Raw genomic sequence first — 23,209 nt, 5'->3', positions numbered from 1 at the left:
CAGATCCGGACCGAGCACGCTCGGGCCAAACAATCCCTCCTGGGCCGACCCTGCCCTTGTCGGCCATTGCGCTCCCCGCGGCTCGCTCCTGACCGCGGGGATTTTTTTGCCTGTAACTCAACGCGCCATGCCGATCTGTTGGCGCAGACGGCGGTTCTCGCGGTGCAGTTCGCGTTGCTGGAAGGCTTCGCGCAGCTGGTTGCGCAGGTCTTCCGGCTCCCAGGGGGTGGTGATGAAGCGGTAGATCACGCCTTCGTTGACCGCCTTGAGGATGCTGCCGACCCGGGCCGCGTCGCTCAGGGCGAGGCGGATGGCGTCCGGGTAGATGCTGCGGATCTTGCGCAGGAATTCCACGCCGTGCATATCCACCAGGCTCAGGTCGGTCAGCACCACGTCCACCGGGTAGAGCGCCATCAGATTGAGCGCGGCGGCGCCGTCGCTGGCGGTGAGCAGCTTGTAGCTCTCCAGCCGCAGTACGCGACGCAGGGCCTCGTGGCTCTCGGCGCTGCCATCGACGATCAGCAGATAGCGCTCGGTGCCGTCGAGGATATTGGCCGGCAGGCTCAGCGGCGCACCGCTCTGCAGGAACTGCATGCAGGCCAGCGGCGGCAACGGCGGTGAGTAGAAGTAGCCCTGCATCTCGTCGCAGCCGGCGGCGCGCAGGAAGCTCATCTGCTCCGATTGCTCCACCCCTTCGGCAATCACCTTGATCCCCAGGTTGTGGCCGATGGAGATCATCGAGCGGGCCAGCGAGGCGCTGTCCGGTTCGGTGAGGATGTCGGTGATGAAGCTGCGGTCGATCTTCAGCTGGCTGAACGGGAAGCGCTTGAGATAACCCAGGGAGGAATAGCCGGTACCGAAGTCATCGATGGAGAAGCGCACGCCCTGTTCGCACAGGTGCTGCATCTTGCGCTGCACCACGTCGGCGTCGCTGGTCAGGATGGTCTCGGTCAGCTCGATCTTGATCCAGCGCGAGGGAATGTTCTGGCTCCTCAGCACACTAAGGATGCGCTCGATGAAATTCTCGTCGGCAAAGCTGATCGCGGAGAAGTTCACCGCCACGCTGAGGTCCTGGCTGAAGCTCTCGCGCCAGATCGCCAGCTGCTTGCACACCATCTCGAACACGTAGAAATCGATATCGACGATCCAGCCGGTTTCCTCGGCCAGCGGTATGAATTCGCCCGGTGAAACCATGGTGCCGCCGCGGTTCCAGCGCACCAGTGCCTCGAAACCGCACAGGCGGCCGTTCTGCAGGTCCAGCTGGGGTTGGTAGAAGACGATGAACTCCTGGTTCTGCAGGGCGTGGCGGGTCTGCTGCTCCATGGCCAGGCGCGCTTGGACCTGCTCGTTCATCGCCGGCATGAAGGCGCAGATGCGGTTACGCCCCTGGTGCTTGGCCTGGTACATGGCGGTGTCGGCGTTGCGCAGCAGGGTGCCGGCGTCGCGCCCGTCGCTGGGGAAGCAGCAGAAACCGATGCTGCAGCTGACCGCCACTTCCTGGCCATCCAGCATCATCGGGCTGGCGATGCTGTCCTTGATCTGCTCCAGCAGGGCGAGTTGCTCGCTGAGCTGGTCGGTGTCGGCCAGCAGGATGATGAACTCGTCGCCACCCAGGCGTGCCACCGTGTCGATATCGCGCACGCTGGCGCGCAGGCGTGCGGCGATCTCGATCAGCAGCTGATCGCCGCTGCTGTGGCCCAGACTGTCGTTGACCACCTTGAACTGGTCGATATCCATGAACGCCAGGGTGAACTGGCCGCTGCCACGGCTGGCGAAGGCGATGGCCTGGCCGATGCGGTCGTTAAGCAGGTTGCGGTTGGGCAGGCCGGTGAGGCTGTCATGGTTGGCCTGGTGCTCCAGTTCCTCCTGGTAGCGCTTGCTCTCGGTGACGTCGTGGAGGATGCCGACGAAGTGGCTGACCTTGCCGCGATCATTGACCACCGGTGCTACCCGCAGGTCGTTCCAGAATTCCGAGCCGTCCTTGCGGAAGTTGCGCAGCAGGGCCGCGCCCTCCTCCTTCGCCGCCAGGGCACGGCGGATGCTGTCCAGCTCCGCCTGATCGTGGTCCTTACCCTGCAGGAAACGGCAGTTGCGCCCCAGCACCTCGTCCACCGAGTACCCGGTGATGCGTTCGAAGGCCGGGTTGGCATAGACGATGGGCTGATCCGGATGCTCCGCGTCGGTGATGATCACCGCGTTGACGCTGGCCTCGACCGCCCGCGTGCGGATGCGGATCTCCAGGTCGCGGCGGCGCTGTTCGGTGATGTCCTGGATCACCACGATGGCACCCTGGATCACCCCACTGGCGTCACGAAACGGCACTGCCGAGTTGAGGATGGTCTTGCGCTCGCCCTTGAAGGTCTCGATGTCGACCACTTCGTTGCGCGACACCCGGCCTTGCTGCACGGCACGCATCATCGACCAGCCCGACTCGGTGATGCGCTCGCCGGTCTCCGCCCACCAGCCGCGGTAGTGGCCGTAGCCGTCCGCGCCGCTCGGGTGGGCGCCGCCCCAGATCAGGCTGCTCTCCGGGTTGCTCATGATCAGGCGGCCCTGCTGGTCGGTGACGAACACCCCCACCGGTAGACTGTCCAGCACCTTGCGCAACAGTTCCTCGCTCTTGGTCAGCGCCTCGGTGCGCTGCTCCACCAATTGTTCCATGCTCTCGAACAGGCGCACGCGGCCCAGGGCCATGGCCAGTTGGCGGCCGATGGAAGCCAGGGCGCTGAGCGAGTCTTCCGACCAGGGCTGTGCGTCGCGCTGCACCACGTTGAGCATGCCGATGATCTCGCCGCCCATCTGCAGCGGGATGCTGGCGTGGATGGAGTCGCCCGGTTTGTCGAGCAGCGCCGGGCAGTCGCTGATGTTGGTTGGCCGCGACAGCTTGTCACTGACCCAGGCATGTCGGCACGGGCAGTTGCGTGCGCAGCTGTCCAGGTCATGCTTCGAATAGTTCTGCCCTCGCGCGCAGGCGCCGGCCACATGGGCCGGCTCGTGCGGTTCGTTGGCGTCGGCCAGCAGCAGCCAGGCACCGACCGCGTCGGGGAATTCCAGGATGCGGCGCAGCGCGGCGTCAATGACATTGCGCTCGCTCTTGGCATCGGTCAGGCCGCTGGTGAAGTGGAACAGGCAGTTGAGCAGCGAGTTGGTCCGCGCCAGCTCGTCGTGCTTGGCCTGCAGTTCGTTGTTCAAGCGCACGCCCTGCTCGTAGGTGGAGATCAGCAGGTCGAGGATCTGCTGGCGACTGGCGGTGATGAAATGGCGCTCGCCCTCCAGCACCACCTCGACCCCCATCTGCACACGCTCGTGGGTGCGCAGTTCGAGGTTGACCAGGAAGTAGCGGATGCGCGACATCAGGTACTTCTCGTCGAAGGGCTTGACGATGAAGTTGTCCGCGCCCGAGGCCAGGCCGTGCACCACGTCGCGGGCGTCGGCCAGGGCGGTGACCAGGATGATCGGGATGCCCTGGGTCAGCGCCGAGCTCTTCAGCTGGCGGCACAGCTCATAGCCGTCCATTTCCGGCATGACGATGTCGCTGATGACGATGGTCGGTTTGCGCACCGCCACCATCTCCAGCGCTTCGCGGCCATTGCTCGCCACCCGCACCTTGCAGCCAACGGCTTCGAGCATGTACTGCAGTTCGGTGGCCTGGGTGTGGCTGTCCTCGACCACCAGAATTTCGGCGTCTGCATACATGGTCATTCCCTCCCGTTACTTCCGTTTACTGCGGCCATGTGGGTAGCAATCGCGTTGAGCAGGTCGGCAATGCCTTCCGGCGGCAGCACCTGGCGGGCGGCCTGCAGGCCGATGGCGGCCTTGGGCATGGAGTCGATCACCGCCGTGCTTGGCTCCTGTACCAGGGTCAGGGCGCCGGCCTGGCACATGTCGGCCAGGCCCTGGGCGCCGTCGCGGCCCATGCCGGACATCTGGATGCCGATCGCCTGCTTGCCGAAGTGGCGGGCGACCGAGCGGAACAGGTAGTTGGCGGCCGGACGCACGTGTTCTTCTGGCGGCGCGTCGTCGAGGATCACGCTGCGGTTGGCGGCGAAGCCCAGGTGATGACCGTCCGGCGCCAGGTGCAAAGCACCCGGAGTCAGGCGCTGGCCGGCCTCGGCGATTACGATGGGTAGCGGCGTCAGCGTCGCCAGCCAGTCGCGGAAGCTCGGCAGGAAACCCGGCGCGATGTGCTGCACCAGCACCAGTGGCCAGGGCTGCAAGGGAGCCAGGGCTTGCAGGAAAGCCTTGATCGCCATCGGGCCACCCGCCGATGCGGAGATCGCCACCAGCTGCGGTGCGCACGCCGCCGTCTGCGCCACCAGCGGTGGGGTATCGGCAGAGCTGATCTGGCTGGGACGGCGCTTACGCCGCACGATCTTCACCTGGACCATGCTGCGCAGGGTGCGCAGCAGTTCATCGATACGCTCCTCGAAGTCGCTGGCGGTCGGCCCCGACGGCTTTTCCAGCACCGCCAGGGCGCCGGCCTCGAGGGCGCGCATGGCCGTGACCGAGGCCTGGTGGTTGACGCTGGCGGACAGAATCACCACCGGCAAGGCGTAGTGCTCGAGGATGCGCTCGGTAGTCTCGTAGCCATCCATGCCGGGCATGTGCACGTCCATGGTGACGATGTCCGGGGTGAACCCGGTGAGCACCTGCAAGGCCTCGCCACCGGTGCTGGCCTCGCGCACATCGTAGCCCTCCCCCTCGAGCACGGCGCGCAACAGCATGCGGCTCACCGGTGAATCGTCCACTACCAGCACACGCATTCCCTTCCCCCCTCAGATAAGCCGGCGCACCGCTTCGAGCAGGTTGTCCTGCTCGAAGCCGCTCTTGGCCAGATAGGCGTTGGCCCCCGCCTCCAGACCGCGGGCGCGGTCCTCGGCGGAATGCAGGGCGGTTACCAGCACCACTGGCAGATCCGCCAGGGTACGGTCGGCGCGAATGCGGCTGGTCAGGGTGAAACCATCCAGCCGCGGCATCTCCACATCGGACACCAGCAGGTCGAACTGTCCCTGCTTGAGTGCGTTCCAGGCCTCCAGGCCGTCGTTGGCGGTAGTCACCCGGTAACCCGCCGCCTCGAGAATGGCCTTGAGCAGGCCGCGTGAAGTAAACGAGTCCTCGGCGATCAGCAGGCGTTTCACCACCTCGCTGCGGCGCGGCTGCGCCTGCTGGCTGAGGCTGGAGTCCTGGGACTCCAGCGCGCTGCGATAGAGATCGGCGGGATGCAGGATGGGCACCAGCTGGCCATCGCCTAGCACGGTGGCGCCCATCAGGTTGCGCACCCGCTGCAACTGGCGGCCGAGGTTCTTGACGATGATTTCCTGGTCCCCCAGCAGCTCCTCCACCAGCAGCACGAAGCGCTCGCCGCGCACCTTGAGCAGCAACAGGGTCAGCTCGCTGGCGATGATCGGTGGCTGCGCCAGGCCGAGCACGTCGGCCAGTGGCCAGAGCGGCAGCACCTCGCCCTCGAAGGCCACCGACGGACGATTCTCCAGGGTGCGGATGGCACTCGCCGGCAGGCGCAGGCAGCGTTCCACCGCCAAAGCCGGCACTGCGAACACCCGCTCCGCGTTACGCACGATCACCGCGCGGAAGGTCGACAGGCTCAGCGGCAGATGCAGGTGGAAAGAGGTTCCGCTGCCACGGGTGGAGTCCAGCTCGATGCGCCCGCCGAGGCGCTCCACCGTGTCCTGAACGATGGGCATGCCCAGGCCGCGGCCGGAGATATCGGTGATCATGCCGCTGGTGGACAGCCCCGAGAGGAAGATCAGCCCCAGCGCCTCGCGCTCACCAAGGGCCTGCGCCTGCTCTGCGCCGAGCAGGCCGGCGGCCAGCGCCTTGGCCTTCAGCCCGGCGGGATCGATGCCGGCGCCATCGTCACTGACCCGCAGCTCGAAGCGGTCCGCCGATTCCTGGACCAGCTCCACCAGCAGCTTGCCCACCGGGTTCTTGCCCTGGCTGGTGCGCTGCTCCGGGGTCTCCAGGCCGTGGTCGATGGCATTGCGCAGCAGGTGGGTGAGGACGATGCGCAGCTCGTCGAGGATGCGCTTGTCGATCTGCAGGCTCTCGCCGCGCACCTGCAGCTCCGCGCGCTTGCCGGCCTGGCTGGCGATGTCCTGGACCATGGCCGACACGCCCTCCAGCAGACTGCTGCCGGACAGCAGCAGCGCGCCCTGCATCTCGCCGATCAGCGACTCGGACAACTGGGCCAGCCCCAGGGCCATCTGCGTTCCGGACTTGGCCAGGCGCGCGGCGCCGAAGTGCAGGCGGTCGAGCTGCGACAGGCTCCAGTCGAGATAGTCGAGCACGCTCTTGAGGCCGTCCTGGGCGCTGCTCGGCAGCTCGTCGAGGTTCTCGCGCAGCTGTTTGAGCGCGCCGGAGCCGAGCATGCGTTTGGTCCGCTGCGGTTCGAAGGCCAGCGCATGTTCCTGCAGGCTGCGCGCGTGGGCCTGAGCCTCCAGCTTGTGCTGCAGCAGCACCTCGCTGTGGAACAGCAGCGCATCCAGGCGCTCGGTGGCCACGCGCACGGTGGTCGGGTCCTGCGGCAGTTCGGCAATCGGCGCCTCCACCACCGGCAGCTCCACCTCCTGGCCCAGGGTGCTGTCGTTGAGGCTATCGATCATCTGCGCCAGTTCGTAGCCATCCACCTCCTGGCCCGCGTGCAGGCGCTGCACCAGCTTGAGCGCCAGGCGGCACAGCTCCACCCGCTCCGGCGTCAGTTCGATATCGGCGTGGCGCACGGCACCGAGCAGGCTCTCCCAGGCGTGGCAGATGCGCTCGATCTCACCGATCCCGGCGGCTCGCGAGGCGCCCTTGATGCTGTGCACCTCGCGAAACAGCGACTCGATGCCCTGCTCGCTGGTGCCGCCCTCGCGCCAGTTGGCCAGGGTGTCGGCGAGGATCGCCAGGCGCTCGGCAGCCTCGGCGCGGAAGCTTGCCTGCAGCCGCTGCCGAAGTGCGTCGCGATCGAAGCTCACGGGCGTCTCACAGCTTGAACCGGGCCGCCAGGCCCTTGAGCTTGAGGCCGAGCTGGTGCAGGTTGCGCGCGGCCATGTCCACCTGCCGCGCGCCGGCCACGTTGTCCTGGCTGGCCTGGCGAATGTTCTCCATGGCGCTGCCGATCTGGTCCATGCCGATCATCTGCTGCTGGCTGGTGGCAGCGATCTGCAGGGCGATATCGCTGGACTCCTCCACGCTGCTGCCCAGGGTGCGAATCGCCTCGCCGCTGACCTGGGCGCGCTGATAGCCGCCCTCCACCGACTTGCTGCCCTCCTCGGCGAGGATCACCGCCTTGGTCATGGCCTTCTGGATATCGCCGAGGATGCCGCGCACCTGGGCGGTCGCCTGCTTGGACTGATCGGCCAGGGTCTTCACCTCCTGCGCCACCACCGAGAAGCCCTTACCCGCCTCGCCGGCCTTTACCGCCTCGATCGAGGCATTGACGCCCAGCAGGTTGGACTGCTCGGCCAGGTCGTTGACCGAGGCGACTATCTCGCCAATGGTCTGGCTCTGCTCGCCCAGGCGCATGATGCTCTCGGCCACCGCCTGCATCTGCTCGCGGATCAGGCCCATGCCGCGCAGAGTTTCATCCACCGACTGGCGGCCGCTCTGCACCACCTGCCGGGTGCGCTCGGTGCTCTCGCTGACCGACTGCGACTTGTTGCCGGCCAGTACCGCCGTCTGCTTGACCTCCTCCACCGTGGTGGCGATCTCACTGATCGCCGTGGCGGTTTCCTGGGTGCTGGCCGCGACCTGGGTGGTCACCGCGATAATTTCCTCGCTGGCGCTGGCCACCACCGAGATGCTCTCGTCGAGCTCCTGGACCAGCTCGCGCAGGTACTGACTCATGTTGACGAAGGCCTGGCCCAGGCGCCCGACCTCGTCCTGGCGCGTATGTCCCGGCAGCTCGCGGGGAATCTCGCCACGGCCGATCTGTTCGGCCAGGTTGGTCAGCCGCGCCAGCGGCTGGGCGATGTGTCGGCTGAGCAACCAGGCCAGCAGCGCACCGCCCAGCACCAGGGCCAGGCCGGCCTGTAAGATGTCGCTGCGCAGTTTCTCCAGTTGCTGATGCGACTGGATGGTGCCCTCGGTGATGCGTTGGTTGGTGCGCGCCACCAGCTGCTCGGCCAGGTCATGCAGGCGCTCCACCCGCTGCCGCTGCGGGCCGGCAACCAGCGCCCGCACTTCGTCCAGCTTGCCGGCCTGCAGCAATGGCAGCAGCTCGTTGTCACGGCTGCGTACATAGCCGGCGCGCAGGCTCTGCATCTGCTTGAGCAGCTCGACGGTGACCTCGTCGCCTTTTACGGCGGACTGCAGGCGTTCCAGACGGCGTTCGTTCAGCTCGCTGCCGGCGCGAATGCTTTCCTCCAGCACCTGAGCATCGCCGCCCAGGGTGCTGAGCATTTCCACGCGCTGCAGGTTGATGCTGATCAGCAGGTCCTTGACGTCGGTCACCCGCGCATAACGCCGGGCGAATTGTTCCTCCTCGCTCTTCTGCAGGGCGACGAATTGCTCCAGCGTGGTGAACAGCAGCAATGCGAAACCCAGGATCAGCGCGGCGAATGCCAGCATCAGCTTGCTACCAATACGCAGGTTCAACAGGTTTGCCAGCATGAATCCTCCTTGCATGGTCCTTAGTCGTCGGCGTGGATGCGTAGGTTCGGGTCGCCGAGCAGGCGAGCGCCATCCAGCACCGTGGTCTGCTCCGCGGTAACCCCCAGCAGGTAGTTCGCGCGGATGCCGGTCAGGTTGGCCAGGCCCGCCTGCAAGCTGTCGCGCGGGATCTGCTCGATACCGCGGATGCGATCGGCCAGCAGGCCGAATTCCATGTCCTGATTGCGCAGCACCAGCAGGTAGTTCTTGTCGGAGAGACCCTCGATCGGCAGTTCGAAGAACACCCGCAGGTCCAGCACCGAGACGATGTGCCCGCGCACGTTGACGATGCCCAGCACGAAGGGCGGCGTACCGGGCAACGGGGTGAAGTGCGGCAGCGGCAGCACAGCGCCGACATGGCCGGTCTCGATGGCGTAGAGCTCCTCGCCGAGGGTGAAGCTGAGCAGCTCGATCAGGCTGTCCGGCCGTGTCTCTTCGACGCTGCGCGCCCACTCACGGGTGCGCTGCGACAGGCGTTCCTGATGCTCGCCGGGGTCGGCAGAGAATTCCTGGTCGATGCGCTGCTCGAACTCCGCGAGACGCTCGCGCAGCTGCGTCCAGCGCTCCTCGACGTTGCCTGGCTCGCTCATGCGGCGCCCTCCAGCAATTGTTCGCAGAGTCGGCGCAACTGGCCGGCGCTGAGCCCATCGCCGAGCGGGACCTGCGCATCGGCGGCAGCGGACTGCAGCAGGCCCAGACAGACGCGCAAAGCCTTGTCGCCCGGCTGACGGCGGCCGGCCTCGCGCAGCAGCAGCCCCTGCTGGAAATGCAGCATGCTGCAGTCCGGATCGAGATAGAGCGCCTTGTGCAGCGCCTGCAGGGCCGCGAGAACATCGCCCTCCTGGCGGGCCAGCAGCGCTTGCAGCCAGTAGGCCGGCAGCGCGGCAGAGTCCTGATCGAGGGCGCGCTGCAGCCACTCCCGCGCCTCGCCGCTGCGCTGCTGGTCGGCCCAGCTGCGCGCCATCAGCAGGCAGGCGTCGTAGCGCCTGGCCGAAACCAGCCCGGGTTGAGCCAGGTAGCTATCCAGCAGCTCCCGCGCCCGTTCCGTGCGGCCCTGCGCCAATGCGGCCTCGGCGTCGCGCCACAGGGCGTCGGGCTCGACCTGCGCCGGCGCGCTGGCAATGGGCTCGGGAAGCGCCGGCGGCACGAACTTGAATTGCGTCACCGGGGGCGGCGTCGGCAGTGTCTTCACTGTCGGTGGCGGCGAGGCCCGCAAGGCCGCGCCCGCGGCCAGGGCGTAGTTGCTGCCGGCCCAGAAGCCGTTGAGGCCGGCCTGGGTGGCGAGGCCCGCTTCCACCGCGCTGAGCACCAGGATGCCGTCGTCGCTGAGGCAGGCCAGCAGCCGGCGCAGCGCGGCCGTGGCATGTTCGGTGGAGAAGTACATCAGCACGTTGCGACAGAGGATCAGGTCGACCCCGGCCAATCCGCGGCTGGGGTTGGGCAACGCCTTGTCGGCCAGGTTGTGGCGCAGGAAGTGGATGCGCCCGCGCCATTCGGGGCGTACCCGCCAGCTGCGCTCGTCGGCCTGGAAATAGCGGGTGCGAAACGCCTCCTCGTTGCGCCGAAAGGCGTTCTGCCCGTAGAGCCCCTGTTCGGCGCGGGCGAGGAAACCTGCGTTGATGTCGCTGGCCAGCAGTTCCAGCGTCCAGCTGGCTGCCTCGGCGCCCAACAACCCGTCGAGCAGGAACAGCAGGCTGTAGGCCTCCTCGCCGGTGCAACAGGCCGCGCTCCACACCCTCAGGTAGCGCTGGCCGGCGGCGCGCCGGCGCTGCAGCAGTGGCGCCAGATGGTGCCGGGCCAGCCAGTCGAGGGCCTCGGCATCACGGCGGAAGTAGGTTTCGCCGACGCTGAAGGCGGAAATCAGGGCCTGGATCTGCGCATCGTCCCACTCGGCGAAGGCCAGGCTCTCCAGCCAGGTCGCCGGGTCATGCTGCTGCTCCACGGCCAGCTGGCGTAGGCGCCGCAGCAGCTCGGCCCGACGTGGCCCGCCGAAGTCCATGCCCAGGTGCTGGTGCACCTTGCTCGCCAGCACCTCCAGCAGCCGCGGCGAACAGATCGGCTCAGCCTGGCGCATGGTTCGCTCCGCTGACATCCAGGGCGCGCTGCAGCTCAAGCTCGTCGGCGTCGGTCAGCAGCTGCTCGACGTCCTGGATCAGCAGCATGCCCTCCTCGGTACGCAATACGCCGCGCACCATCTCGCTGGGTACCCGGGGTTGCGCCGAATCGACCACATCCGTGGCGGAGCACTGGGCCGCCGTCTCCACGCCATCGACCGGTACCAGCAGCTCGCGAGTGCGGCTGCGCAACCAGAGGAACGGCTGCCACAACGCGAGCGGCGCCGCCGGCCAGGCGAAGCGCCGTGCCAGATCCACCACCGGGACAATCTGCCCGCGCACATTGGCCAGGCCGAGAACGGTCTGCGGTGCACCCGGCAGCGGGGTGCACTGCAACGCCGGGATCACCCGGATCACGTTTTCCAGAGGAACCGCCAGATGCTGCCCCGCTAGCCGGAAAGGCAACACAGTAAATCTGTCCATAGAGGCGTCCAGTGCCGCTAGCTGTCTCCATTACCCTAGCCCAGCACGGCGGCACGTCCAGCGAACCGGTCCATCCGGTCAACTAGTGCCAACCCCTTGGCATCTGGCGTTCCCGCAAGCGCAGCGGCGAGAGATCAGCCCTGACAGACCTCCATGGCAGATGTAGGCACACCGAACAGCAGATCGAAGGCCCACTGGAACGCGAAGGCATAGAAGAAGAAAAACAGCAGCAGCCCCAGATCGGCCACCAAGGCCTGCAGCCAGGAGATGTCCAGCCACCAGGCCATCAGCGGTACCAGCATCAGCGCCAGGCCACCCTCGAAGCCCAGAGAGTGCAACAGGCGCCGCCCCAGGGTGCGGGTGCGGCGTGCCTGGCGCGCCTCCCAGTACTCGAACAGGCTGTTGAACAGCATGTTCCAGCTCAGCGCCACCAGCGACAGCAGCAAGGCCAGGGTGCCGGAATAGACCATGCTCTCGTCAAACGCGAAGGCGATCACCGGCGACACGAACAGCGCGCCGACCAGCTCGTAGAGCAGCGCCTGGACCACTTTGCGTTTCGCGCCTTGCATAGTTCACCTCACCCTTATCAGCGCCACCAGTGGCCCTTTGGTGTCGCTGAATCTATGAGTGATCAGACCTGCGAACAAATGACCTATAGTTCGCCAGGATGAATCCAACTCACCTGTTGATGAGCCGCCCATGTTCGCCCGCCTGCCTCTCACCGCCCTGCGCACCTTCGAATCCGCCGCGCGCCTGGCCAGCTTCCGCGCCGCGGCGCTGGAGCTGAATGTCACGCCCACCGCCGTGTCGCACCAGATCCGTGGCCTGGAGCAGTGGCTCGGCACCCTGTTGTTCGAACGCCTGGGCCGTGGCGTGCGCCTCACCGAAGGTGGCGAACGGCTGCGCCGCAGTCTGCATGGCGCCCTGCTGGAGATCGACCGCAGCCTGGAGGCATTGCGCCCGCAGGCCGGCGAGCACAGCCTGAGCCTGAGCACCATGCCAGCCTTTGCCGCGCTCTGGCTGATCCCTCGCCTCGGCCGCTTCTACCGGCGCCACCCGGGCATCCGCGTACGCATCGAAACCAGCAACGAGCTGGTCGACCTGCAACGCGACGCCAGCATCGACCTGGCCATCCGCTGTGGTCTGGGCGAGTACCCGCAGCTGTTCCAGCAACCACTGATGGAGGAGCGTTTCGCCGCCTATGCCGCGCCGCAGCTGCTGGAGCGCCTGCCGGCGCAGCGGCCGGAGCTGATCGGCGTGGGCTGGGAGGCGCCACTATCCGGTCTGCCGGCCTGGGAGACCTGGGCCGCCGAGGCCAACGCACCCTGGATCGTCGAAGCCATGCGCCGCGACTATCCGGACGAGCACTACGCCCTGCAGGCCGCCATCGCCGGCCAGGGCCTGGTGCTGGCCAGCTCGGTGCTGGTCTCCGACAGCCTGGCCAGCGGCCTGCTACAACCCTATCGTGCCGACATCAGCCTGCCCGGCGCGCGCTACCTGGCGCTGTGCGTACCGGGCCGCGAGCGCCAGCCGGCGATCAAGGCGCTGCTCAACTGGCTGGCGGAAGAAACGGCGCAGGAAAGCCAGCGGCCTGTCGATTGAGGCGCTCGCCGTTCGACCAGGAGCAAACCACCTCGACGGAGACCCACCGCATGGCCCTGGAACTCTACGCCCACCCCTTCTCCTCCTACTGCCAGAAGGTACTGATCGCCCTCTACGAAAACGCCATTCCCTTCGAATACCGCCTGCTGGCGCCGGAGCAGCCGCAGCACATGCAGCGGCTGGCCGAGCTGTGGCCCATGCGCCGCTTCCCGCTGCTGGTCGACGACGGGCGGATGGTGGTGGAGTCGAGCATCATCATCGAGCACCTGCAGCTCAACCATCCCGGGCCGGTGCGGCTGCTTCCGGACGATCCGCAGCAGGCACTGGAGGTACGTTTCATGGACCGGGTGTTCGACAACTACGTCTCCACCCCGCAGCAGAAGTGCGTGTTCGATGCCCTGCGCGCGCCGGAGGAGCGCGACGGCTACGGTGTGATCGAGGCGCGGCGCATGCTGGACACCGCCTACGCCTGGCTGGAGCAGCGTCTGCAGGGGCGCACCTGGGCCGCCGGCGAGGCCTTCAGCCTGGCCGACTGCGCGGCGGCGCCCTTCCTGTTCTATGCCGACTGGACCCAGCCGATCGGCGAGGCCTTCCCGACCGTGCGCGCCTATCTCCAGCGCCTGCTGCAGCGGCCGTCCTTCGCCCGGGCGGTGGATGAGGCGCGGCCGTATCGGGCGTTCTTCCCGCTCGGCGCGCCGGACCGGGACTGAATCCACACCTCGCACGACGGCGGGGTTCCTTTTGCCGGCGCGATGCCGCTAGCATCGGCCATCCGTATCCGTGCTTTACAAGGAAGGTCGATGAAAAAGCTCGCGCTGTCCCTGCTGTGCCTGTTCGCCCCGCTGGTCCACGCCGATCCGGCGCTGACCGAAAACAGCATCCGCAACCTGTACGCCCAGATAGCGGCCGACGCTTCGAAGCGCGATATCGACGCCACCCTGGCGCACATGAGCGACGACGTGCGCATCCACATCACCGCCGCCAAGGGCAGCATCGAGCTCGACGCGGACAAGTACCGCCAGCTGCTCAAGCAGGGCTGGTCCGGCCTGGACAGCTACAGCATGGAAGTGGACATCGAGTCGATCGAGATCGCGGACGACGGCCAGAGCGCCACGGTCAAGGACACCACCAAGGAAACCCTGAGCATGCAGGGCCACGAGATGAGCACCGGCATGCAGGAAACCGCCAGCCTGCGCCTGATCGACGGCGAGCCGAAGATCGTGCGTATCGAGGCGACCATCCAGCCTTGAACTGATGCCGGTGGTGCCTCTAGTGCTCGCTCCCACTGATTGGTTCTCGTGAAAGCAGAACCAGCGGATCAAGGCACTCGCGCAGTGGCCAGAACACCAACCCGAATGGTGCTGCGGCCACCATCACCCCGGCTGCGTTTACTCCCCATTCGGCCATCTGCGCCTGCGTTTCTATGACGGCCTCGACCGTACCGATAGTCCGCCCATGTTCCAGGGCGACACGGTCACCCCGAGTAATGGCCTCACCGGTCAGATAATTCATCTGTCCGCCAACTACTCTTCCGCCGGCAGCCCCTGCCAGCCACCACCCAGGGCCGCGATCAGTTGCACGCTGGCGGTCAGGCGACTGCCCTGCAGGGTCAGGCGGGTACGTTCGTTGGACAGCGCGGTGGTCTGCACGCTGACCACGTCTGTGAACTCCACGGTACCGGCGCGGTACTGGTTGAGCATCAGCCGCAGCGATTCGCGGGCGGCGTCCAGCGCCTCCTGCTGCACCACCGCCTCGCGCTCCAGTACGGCCAACTGCACCAGGTAATCCTCCACTTCGCGGAAGCTGCCCAGCACCGTCTGCCGGTAGTCGGCCACGGTCTGGTCGTAGCTGGCCTCGGCCTGCTCGACGCGAGAGCGGATCAGGCCACCATCGAACAGATTGAGGGCGAAGGCCGGACCGATGGACCAGAAGCGGTTGGGCGAGCTGATCCAGTTGTCCAGGCCCCCGCTGCGGTAACCTCCGGAAGCGGACAGGCTCAGCTCCGGATAGTAGGCGGCCTCGGCCACGCCGATCTCGGCGTTGGCGGCCATCACCCGGCGCTCGGCAGCGGCCACGTCCGGGCGGCGCTCCAGCAGGGTCGATGGCAGGCTGACCGGCACGCTGGGCAGTGCCGGTACGTCATCGCGCACCGCCAGCTCGAACTCGGACGGTGCCACCCCCACCAGCACGGCAATCGCGTGCTCCAGCTGGGCGCGCTGGTACTCCAGGTCCACCGCCTCGGCCTCGGTGCCCTTGAGCTGGGTCAGCGCCTGGGTCACGTCGGACTTCGGCACGATGCCGGCCTTGTACTGGTTCTCGGCGATGCGGAAGGCCTGCTTGTAGGCGGCGACGGTCTCGTTCAGCAGACGCTGCTGCTGGTCCAGCACCCGCAGTTGCAGGTAGTTCTGCACCAGTTCGGACTGCTGGCTGAGACGTACGGCGGCCAGGTCGGCCGCGCTGGCGTCGAGCCCGGCGTTTTCCGACTCCAGCTGGCGGCGCAGCTTGCCCCACAGGTCCAGCTCCCAGCTCACGCCGAGGCTGGCTTCGTAGCTCTTGGATACCTGCGACTGACCGCCGCCGCTGACGCTGATGCCACCGGTGGTGCCGATGGTGCTGTCGCCGCCACCCTGGCCGGCACGGGTCACGCCGGTGTTGAGTCCGACGGTCGGGAAGAAGCCGGCACGCGCGCCGCGCACCAGGGCCTGGGCCTGGCGGTACTGGGCCTCGGCGCTGGCGAGGTTCTGGTTATTGGCATTGAGGCGCTCGATCAGGCCATCCAGCTCGGCATCGCCGTACAGCTTCCACCAGTCGCCCCGCAGCTCGGTATCGGCCGGTGCGGCGGACTTCCAGCCGGCGGCCTGCTTGAACTCGGCCGACGGCGCGCTATCCGGGCGCAGATAATCCGGGCCGACGGCGCAGCCGGCCAGGGCCAGGGCAGCGAACAGGAAGGAAATGCGGGGCAATGACTTCATAGCGGAGTTTCCAGGGCGGCGTCAGTGCGCATACCACGCCAGCGGTTGACCCGATGGCGCAGACGGTCGAGGTACAGGTAGACCACCGGGGTGGTGTAGAGGGTGAGCAACTGGCTGAGGATCAGCCCGCCGACGATGGCCAGGCCCAGCGGCTGGCGCATCTCGGCGCCTTCGGCCTGGCCCAGCAGCAGCGGCAGTGCGCCGAGCATGGCGGCCAGGGTGGTCATCATGATCGGCCTAAAGCGCAGCAGGCAGGCGCGGCGGATCGACTCCTGCGGGCTCAGGCGTTCGTTGCGTTCCAGCTCCAGGGCCAGGTCGATCATCAGGATGGCGTTCTTCTTCACCACGCCGATCAGCAAGAACAGGCCGAGCAGCGAGACCATGCTGAACTCGCCGCCGGTGAGCAGGATCGCCGCCAGCGCGCCGACGCCGGCCGAGGGCAGCGTGGAGAGGATGGTCAGCGGGTGGATATAGCTCTCGTAGAGGATGCCGAGGACGATGTACACCACCAGCAGGGCGATCAGCAGCATCACCGGCTGGCCCTGGGCCTCCTTCTCGAACTGACCGCCGGTGCCGCCGAGCATGCCCTGCACCTCGGTGGGCAGGTTGAGCTCGGCCACCGCCCGGCGTATCGCCGCGTTGGCCTGGTCCTGGGTGACCTCCGGGGCCAGCGAGTAGCCGATGCTCTCGGCGGCGAACTGGCCCTGGTGGTTGACCCGATCCTCCTCCAGGCTGCGCTCCCAGCGGGCGAAGCCGGACAGCGGCACGCGCTGGCCATCGGCGCCGATCACCTGGATCTGGTCCAGCGCCTCCGGGTACTGGGCGTACTTGGGATCGATCTCCATCACCACGCTGTACTGGTTGAGCGTCTCGTAGATGGTGGAGATCTGCCGCTGGCTGAAGGCGTTGTTCAGCACGCTGGTGATCATCGCCATGTCCACGCCCAGGCGCTGGGCCGTGGCGCGGTCCACCACCAGGTTGATCTGCTGGGCGCCCTCGCCCTCGTTGGCGTCGATGTCGGTCAGCTCCGGCAGCGCGGCCAACGCATCGCGCACCTTGGGTGTCCACTCTTTGAGCAGGTCGAGTTCGCTGGCCAGCAACACATACTCGTTCTCCGAGCTGCGCCCCTGGCGGCCGCCGAACTGCAGGTCCTGGTCGGACATCAGCATCAGCCGTGCGCCGGGCACCTTGGGCAGCTCGTCGCGCAGGCGGTCCATCACCTCGCGGGCCGAGATGTCGCGCTCGGCGATGGGCTTCAGGCGCACCACCAGGAAGGCATTGTTAATGCCGCTCTCGCCGCCGATGAAGCCGGCCACGCTGTGGATCGCCGGGTCTTTGAGCAGGCCGTCACGGAAGGCGTCCATCTTCGGCTGCATGACCTGAAACGACAGGCCGTCGTCGCCGCGCACGAAGCCGATCAGCTGGCCGGTGTCCTGTTCCGGCATGAGGTTCTTCGGCACCGTGGCGAACAGGTAGAAGTTGCCGGCGATGGTCAGCAGCAGGCTGAACAGGGTCAGCCGCGAATGCGCCAGCGCCCACTCCAGGCTGCGTCCGTAGAAGGCCAGCACGCGCTCCTGCACCCGCGCGCCAAACTGCTGCAGTCGGCTCGGCTCGTGTTCCTCTTCCTCGGCCTTGAGCCAGCGGGCGCAGAGCATCGGCGTGAGGGTCAGCGACACGGCCAGGGAAATGAGGATGGCCGCCGTCAGGGTCACGGCGAACTCGCCGAACAGGCTGCCGACGATGCCGCCCATGAACAGGATGGAGAGGAACACCGCCACCAGCGACAGGTTCATCGACAGCAGGGTGAAACCCACCTCCTCCGAGCCCTTGAACGCGGCGGCCATGGGCTTCTCGCCGGCCTCGATATGCCGCGAGATGTTCTCCAGCACGACGATGGCGTCGTCCACCACCAGGCCGGTGCAGATGATCAGCGCCATCAGCGACAGGTTGTTCAGCGAGAAGTCCAGCAGGTACATCACCGCGAAGGTGCCGACCAGCGACACCGGCACCGCCAGCGCCGGGATCAGCGAGGCGCGCCAGCGGCCGAGGAACAGGAATACCACCATGATCACCAGCGCCACGGCGATCAGCAGGGTGCGCTCGGCCTCGTGCAGGCTGGCGCGGATCACCGGTGAGCGGTCCATCGCCACTTCCAGCTTGGCGCTGGCCGGCATCACCGCCTCCAGGGCCGGCAGTTCGGCGCGGATGTCCTCGATGGTCTGGATGATGTTGGCCCCCGGCTGGCGGTTGACCACCAGCAGCACGGCCTTCTCCTCGTTATAGAAGCCGGCGCTGTAGCGGTTCTCCACCGAGTCGCCGACCTTGGCCACATCGCTCAGGCGTACCGGCGCATGGTTCTGGTAGCGAATGATCAGGTCCTGGTAATCGGCGGCCTTGTGCAGCTGGTCGTTGGCCTGGATCTGCCAGTGGCGGTCGGCGTCGGCCAGGTCGCCCTTGGGTCGGTCGCGGTTGGCCTGGGCGATGGCCGTGCGCACCTCGTCCAGGGCCACGCCGTACTGATCGAGCAGGCGCGGCTCCAGCTGCAGGCGCACGGCCGGCAGCGAGCTGCCGCCGATCTGGATCTCGCCCACGCCCTGGACCTGCGCCAGCTTCTGCGCGATCACGGTGGAGGCCATGTCGTACAGCTGGCTCTTGTCCAGCTGCGGCGAGGTCAGCGACAGCACCATGATCGGCGCCTGGGACGGGTTGAACTTCTTATAGGTCGGCATGCTGCGCATGCCGCTGGGCAGCAGATTGCGCGCGGCGTTGATGGCCGCCTGCACCTCGCGGGCGGCGGCGTCCACGTTGCGGCCGATCTTGAACAGAATGACGATCTGCGTGTTGCCCTGACTGCTGCGGCTGGTCATCTCGCTGATGCCGGCGATGCTGCCCAGTGCACGCTCCAGCGGCGTGGCCACACTGGAGGCCATGGTCTGCGGGCTGGCGCCGGGCAGGCTGGCCTTGACCACGATGGCCGGGAAATCCATGTTCGGCAGCGGCGCCACCGACAGCAGGCGAAAGCTGACCAGCCCGGCGAGGATGATCGCCAGGCTCAGCAGCAGCGTCGCTACCGGCCGGCGAATGAAGGGCGCCGAGAGGTTCATGGCGCCAGCGCCACTCCCGAGGCGCTACGGCCCAGCAGGCGCCGCGACAGGCGGTCGAAGGCCAGGTAGATCACCGGCGTGGTGAATAGCGTGAGCACCTGACTCAGCAGCAGGCCGCCGACCATCACCAGGCCCAGCGGCTGGCGCAGCTCGGCGCCGGAGCCCGAGGCCAGCATCAGCGGCACTGCGCCGAACAGCGCGGCCAGGGTGGTCATCAGGATCGGGCGGAAACGCAGCAGCGCGGCCTGGTAGATGGCGTCCGCAGGCGCCATGCCCTGGTGCCGTTCGGCCTCCAGGGCGAAGTCGATCATCATGATCGCGTTCTTCTTGACGATGCCGATCAGCAGGATGATGCCGATGATGGCGATCAGGCCCAGGTCGTTGCCGGTCAGCAGCAGCGCCAACAGCGCGCCGACACCGGCCGAGGGCAGCGTCGAGAGGATGGTGATCGGGTGGATATAGCTCTCGTAGAGCACGCCGAGCACGATGTACATGGTGACGATGGCCGCCAGGATCAGCAGCAGAGTGCTCGACAGCGAGGCGCGGAAGGCCTCGGAGGCGCCCTGGAACTGGGTCTGGATGCCGGCCGGCAGGCCGATCTCCTGCTCGACCCGTTCGATCACCTGCACCGCCTCGCCCAGCGACACGCCCGGCGCCAGGTTGAAGGACACGGTGACCGCCGGGAACTGGCCGATATGGTTGACCAGCAGGCTGGCCGGGCGCTCTTCAACCCGTGCCAGCGAGGCCAGCGGCACCTGGCCGCCACTGGCGGTGGCCACATGGATGCGCTGCAGCGCCTGCGGGCCCATCTCGCCAGCGCCCATGCTCTCCAGCACCACGCGGTACTGACTTGCCTGGGTGAAGATGGTGGAAATCTGCCGCTGACCGAAGGCGTCGTACAGCGCGTCGTCGATGTTGCCGACAGTCACGCCCAGGCGCGAGGCGGCGTCGCGGTCGATATTGAGGAACACCTGCAGGCCCTGGTTCTGCAGGTCACTGGCGATGTCGCGCAGCTCCGGCTGCTCGCTCAGGGCGCTGATCAGCCTGGGCGTCCACTCCTCTAGCAGCTTGCCGTCCGGCGACTCCAGGCTGAACTGGAACTGGGTGCGGCTGACCCGATCCTCGATGGTCAGGTCCTGCACCGGCTGCAGGTACAGGGCGATGCCCGGCACCTTGGTCAGCTCGGGGCGCAGGCGCTCGATCACTTCGCTGGCGGTTGCGTCGCGCTCGCGGTGCGGCTTGAGGTTGATCAGCAGGCGGCCGCTGTTCAGGGTCGGGTTGTCGCCATCCACGCCGATGTAGGACGACAGGCTGGAGACGTCCGGGTCCTGCAGTATCACGCCGGCCAGGCGCTGCTGGCGCTCGCTCATGGCCTTGAAGGAGATCGACTGCGGCGCATCGGAAATACCCTGGATCACCCCGGTGTCCTGCACCGGGAAGAAGCCCTTGGGCACCGCCAGGTACAGCAGCACGGTGAGCGCCAGGGTGCCGATGGCCACCAGCAGGGTCAGGCTCTGGTGACGCAGGGTCCAGGTCAGGCCCACCGCGTAGCGCTCGATCAGACCGTCGATAAAGGCGCCGGCACGCTTGTAGAAGCGCCCCTGCTCCTCTTCCTTCTCGGCCTTGAGCAGGCGCGCGCACATCATCGGCGTCAGGGTCAGCGACACCACCAGGGAAATCAGGATGGCCACCGCCAGGGTGATGGCGAACTCGCGGAACAGTCGCCCCACGACGTCCGCCATAAACAGCAACGGAATCAGCACCGCGATCAGCGAGAAGGTCAGCGAGATCAGGGTGAAGCCGATCTGCCTGGCGCCCTTGAGCGCGGCGTTGAACGGCGTCTCGCCCTCCTCCAGGTGGCGGGCGATGTTCTCCAGCATGACGATGGCGTCGTCCACCACGAAACCGGTGGCGATGGTCAGGGCCATTAGCGTCAGGTTGTTGACCGAGAAACCGGCCAGGTACATCACGCCGAAGGTGCCGATCAGCGACAGCGGCACGGCGATGGACGGGATGATGGTGGCGGAGACCTTGCGCAGGAACAGGAAGGTCACCAGCACCACCAGGGCGATGGCCAGCACCAGCTCGAACTGCACGTCCTTGACCGCCGCGCGGATGGTCTGGGTGCGGTCGGTGAGCACCTGCACCTCCAGGCTGGCCGGCAGCGCCGCGGTGATCTGCGGCAGCAGACGCTGGATGCGGTCGACCACCTCGATGACATTGGCGCCGGGCTGGCGCTGGATGGTCAGCAGTACCGTCTCGTTGCGGTCGGCCCAGGCAGCCAGGCGCTCGTTCTCGGCGCCATCGACCACGCTGGCCACGTCGCGCAGACGCAGGGCCGCGCCGTTGTCGTACTTGAGGATCAGGTCCTGGTATTCGGCGGCAGACTTGAGCTGGTCGTTGGCGTCCAGCTGCGACACGCGGGTCGGGCCGTCGAAGTTGCCCTTGGGCTGGTTGACGTTCTGCGCGGCGATCAGCTCACGCACGTCGGCCAGGTTGAGGCCATGGCTGGCCAGCGCCTCGGGATCGACCTTGATGCGCACGGCCGGACGCTGGCCGCCGGCCAGGCTGACCAGGCCGACGCCGCTGATCTGGGCGATCTTCTGCGCCATGCGCGTGTCGATCAGGTCGTGCACCTGGGTCAGCGGCAAGGTGTTGGAGCGAATAGCCAGGGTCAGCACCGGGGTGTCCGCCGGGTTGACCTTGTTGTACACCGGCGGCGCCGGCAGGTCGTCGGGTAGCAGGTTGGTGGCGGCGTTGATGGCCGCCTGCACTTCCTGCTCGGCCACGTCCAGATTCACCTCCAGGCTGAAGCGCAGGGTGATCACCGAGGCACCGCCCGAACTGGTCGAGGACATCTGCTTCAGGCCCGGCATCTGGCCGAACTGGCGCTCCAGCGGCGCGGTCACCGAACTGGTCATCACCTGCGGGCTGGCACCCGGGTAGAGGGTGAGCACGCGAATGGTCGGGTAGTCGACTTCCGGCAGCGCGGAAACCGGCAACAGGCGGTAGGCGATCAGGCCGGTGAGGAAGATCGCCACCATCAACAGCGTGGTGGCGACCGGCCGCAGGATGAACAGGCGCGAGGCGTTCATGCGCCCTGCTTCTGTGAGGCCTGGCCCTGCGGTTGGGCCAGGGCGCCCGGCTCGTTGCCGATCACCTGCACCTGGCTGCCTTCCTTGAGCTTGTCGGTGCCTTCCAGTACCAGACGCTCGCCGACCTTGACGCCCGAGTCGATCAGGCTGGTGGCGCCATCGCTGGCAGCGACCTTGATGTCGCGCAGCTGCACCTTGTCATCGACGCCGAGGACGAAGACGAAAGTGCCTCGGGCGCCGAACTGCACAGCGGCGGATGGGATCAGCGTGGCTTGCTGGCGCGTTTCCACGCGCAGGCGCACGTTGACGAACTGGTTGGGGAACAGCAGCTCGCCGGCGTTGCTGAAGCGGCCCTTGAGCTTGACGGTGCCGGTGGCCACGTCGATCTGGTTGTCCAGGCTGTGCAGTTCACCTTCGGCTAGCAACTGCTGCTCGCCACGATCCCAGGCCTGCACCAGCAGCTTCTGGTTGGCGCGCACCTTGGCCAGCACCGGCGGCAGGTCCTTCTCCGGCAGGGTGAAGTTGACGGCGATCGGCTCGACCTGGGTGATCACCACCAGCGGCGTGGTGTCGCTGCTACGCACCAGGTTGCCGAGGTCCACCTGGCGCAGGCCGAGGCGGCCAGAGATGGGCGCGCGGATACGGGTGAAGTCGAGGTTGAGACGGGCATCGGCAACGGCGGCCTGGTTGCTCTTCACCGTGCCCCTGTACTGGCCGACCAGCGCCTGCTGGGTGTCCAGGGTCTGCTTGGCGATGCTGTCCTCGGCGTACAGACCCTGGTAGCGCGCCAGGTCGATCTCGGCGTTCTTCAGCTGCGCCTGGTTCTGCGCCAGGGTGCCCTCGGCCTGCTGCAGCGCCACCTGATACGGGCGCGGGTCGATCTGCGCCAGCAGGTCGCCGGCCTTGACCAGCTGGCCCTCCTCGAAGAACACCTTGACCAGCTCGCCGTCCACCCGCGAGCGCACGTTGACGGTGTTCAGCGCCGTGACGGTGCCCAGGGCCTTGAGTTCGATATGGAAGTCGCCACTGCCGACCTCGGTCAGGCGCACCGGCACCGGGCCTTCCCAAGGGCTGTTGCCCTCCGTCTTCTGTTCCGGCTTGCCGGGCAGCAGCCACCACACCAGCACGGCGCCGAGCAGTACGGTCAGGGCGATCAGCCAGGGGCGAGAGAGTCTGGGAAAACGACGGGATTCGGGCATTTGCGAGATCACTATCCTGGGGAGGGTGAACGATAAGTACTCCCAGCAGCC

General features: G+C 67.1%; 16 protein-coding genes. 3 read left to right on the top strand and 13 right to left on the bottom strand.

Going from position 1 to position 23,209, the window contains the following annotated elements; translation table 11 throughout:
- Positions 1-117: 117 nt before the first annotated feature.
- The 8 genes from OH686_RS00980 to OH686_RS00945 form a co-directional block, all read right to left on the bottom strand.
- Positions 118-3,696 (bottom strand): EAL domain-containing protein, encoded by a 3,579-nt coding sequence (locus OH686_RS00980; protein WP_289535789.1) that lies wholly within the window; start codon positions 3,694-3,696, stop codon positions 118-120.
- Between the two features lie 2 nt (positions 3,697-3,698).
- Complete coding sequence (locus OH686_RS00975; protein WP_289535788.1) at positions 3,699-4,763, bottom strand: chemotaxis protein CheB; 1,065 nt, start codon at positions 4,761-4,763, stop codon at positions 3,699-3,701.
- Positions 4,764-4,775: 12 nt separating this feature from the next.
- Positions 4,776-6,974: a hybrid sensor histidine kinase/response regulator gene (locus OH686_RS00970; protein WP_289535787.1), complete on the bottom strand. Its 2,199-nt coding sequence runs from the start codon at positions 6,972-6,974 to the stop codon at positions 4,776-4,778.
- A gap of 7 nt (positions 6,975-6,981) precedes the next feature.
- Positions 6,982-8,610: a methyl-accepting chemotaxis protein gene (locus tag OH686_RS00965; protein ID WP_289535786.1), complete on the bottom strand. Its 1,629-nt coding sequence runs from the start codon at positions 8,608-8,610 to the stop codon at positions 6,982-6,984.
- Positions 8,611-8,630: 20 nt separating this feature from the next.
- The gene (locus OH686_RS00960) at positions 8,631-9,239 is read right to left on the bottom strand and encodes a chemotaxis protein CheW (protein WP_289535785.1); all 609 of its coding nucleotides are present in this window, start codon (positions 9,237-9,239) and stop codon (positions 8,631-8,633) included.
- Complete coding sequence (locus OH686_RS00955; RefSeq protein ID WP_289535784.1) at positions 9,236-10,723, bottom strand: CheR family methyltransferase; 1,488 nt, start codon at positions 10,721-10,723, stop codon at positions 9,236-9,238. Before OH686_RS00955 ends, OH686_RS00960 begins: the two co-directional genes overlap by 4 nt.
- On the bottom strand, positions 10,710-11,186 hold the full coding sequence (locus OH686_RS00950) for a chemotaxis protein CheW (protein ID WP_289535783.1): 477 nt from the start codon (positions 11,184-11,186) through the stop codon (positions 10,710-10,712). The genes OH686_RS00955 and OH686_RS00950 overlap by 14 nt, the downstream gene beginning before the upstream one ends.
- A 134-nt stretch (positions 11,187-11,320) precedes the next feature.
- Positions 11,321-11,755: a PACE efflux transporter gene (locus tag OH686_RS00945; protein WP_289535782.1), complete on the bottom strand. Its 435-nt coding sequence runs from the start codon at positions 11,753-11,755 to the stop codon at positions 11,321-11,323.
- Positions 11,756-11,885: 130 nt separating this feature from the next.
- Between OH686_RS00945 and OH686_RS00940 the strand changes: the two genes are divergently transcribed.
- The 3 genes from OH686_RS00940 (at position 11,886) to OH686_RS00930 (ending at position 14,038) form a co-directional block, all read left to right on the top strand.
- The gene (locus tag OH686_RS00940; RefSeq protein ID WP_289535781.1) at positions 11,886-12,788 is read left to right on the top strand and encodes a LysR substrate-binding domain-containing protein; all 903 of its coding nucleotides are present in this window, start codon (positions 11,886-11,888) and stop codon (positions 12,786-12,788) included.
- A gap of 50 nt (positions 12,789-12,838) precedes the next feature.
- A complete protein-coding gene (locus OH686_RS00935) occupies positions 12,839-13,498 on the top strand; it encodes a glutathione S-transferase family protein (RefSeq protein ID WP_289535780.1) in 660 nt (219 codons plus the stop codon).
- A gap of 90 nt (positions 13,499-13,588) precedes the next feature.
- Positions 13,589-14,038: a nuclear transport factor 2 family protein gene (locus tag OH686_RS00930; RefSeq protein ID WP_289535779.1), complete on the top strand. Its 450-nt coding sequence runs from the start codon at positions 13,589-13,591 to the stop codon at positions 14,036-14,038.
- A 19-nt stretch (positions 14,039-14,057) separates the two neighbouring features.
- On the opposite strand, the gene OH686_RS00925 is transcribed toward OH686_RS00930, so the two are convergent.
- From OH686_RS00925 to OH686_RS00905, 5 genes are read right to left on the bottom strand one after another with little or no spacing between them, the layout of a single operon-like run.
- On the bottom strand, positions 14,058-14,300 hold the full coding sequence (locus OH686_RS00925; protein WP_289535778.1) for a hypothetical protein: 243 nt from the start codon (positions 14,298-14,300) through the stop codon (positions 14,058-14,060).
- 11 nt (positions 14,301-14,311) lie between these two features.
- Positions 14,312-15,760 carry an efflux transporter outer membrane subunit gene (locus OH686_RS00920; RefSeq protein WP_289535777.1) on the bottom strand — a complete coding sequence of 483 codons (1,449 nt, stop codon included), beginning with the start codon at positions 15,758-15,760 and terminating at the stop codon, positions 14,312-14,314.
- Positions 15,757-18,864 (bottom strand): efflux RND transporter permease subunit, encoded by a 3,108-nt coding sequence (locus OH686_RS00915; RefSeq protein ID WP_289535776.1) that lies wholly within the window; start codon positions 18,862-18,864, stop codon positions 15,757-15,759. The genes OH686_RS00920 and OH686_RS00915 overlap by 4 nt, the downstream gene beginning before the upstream one ends.
- Positions 18,861-21,959, bottom strand: a complete 3,099-nt coding sequence (locus OH686_RS00910) for an MdtB/MuxB family multidrug efflux RND transporter permease subunit (protein ID WP_289535775.1) — start codon at positions 21,957-21,959, stop codon at positions 18,861-18,863. The genes OH686_RS00915 and OH686_RS00910 overlap by 4 nt, the downstream gene beginning before the upstream one ends.
- Positions 21,956-23,158 carry an MdtA/MuxA family multidrug efflux RND transporter periplasmic adaptor subunit gene (locus OH686_RS00905; protein WP_289535773.1) on the bottom strand — a complete coding sequence of 401 codons (1,203 nt, stop codon included), beginning with the start codon at positions 23,156-23,158 and terminating at the stop codon, positions 21,956-21,958. The genes OH686_RS00910 and OH686_RS00905 overlap by 4 nt, the downstream gene beginning before the upstream one ends.
- Between the last annotated feature and the right edge of the window lie 51 nt (positions 23,159-23,209).

The organism is Pseudomonas sp. SO81 (assembly GCF_030374125.1).
In the GTDB taxonomy this organism is placed as follows: Bacteria; Pseudomonadota; Gammaproteobacteria; order Pseudomonadales; family Pseudomonadaceae; genus Aquipseudomonas.
Note: the sequence above shows the minus strand (reverse complement) of the source record. Positions and strands in the feature narration are given on the sequence as shown.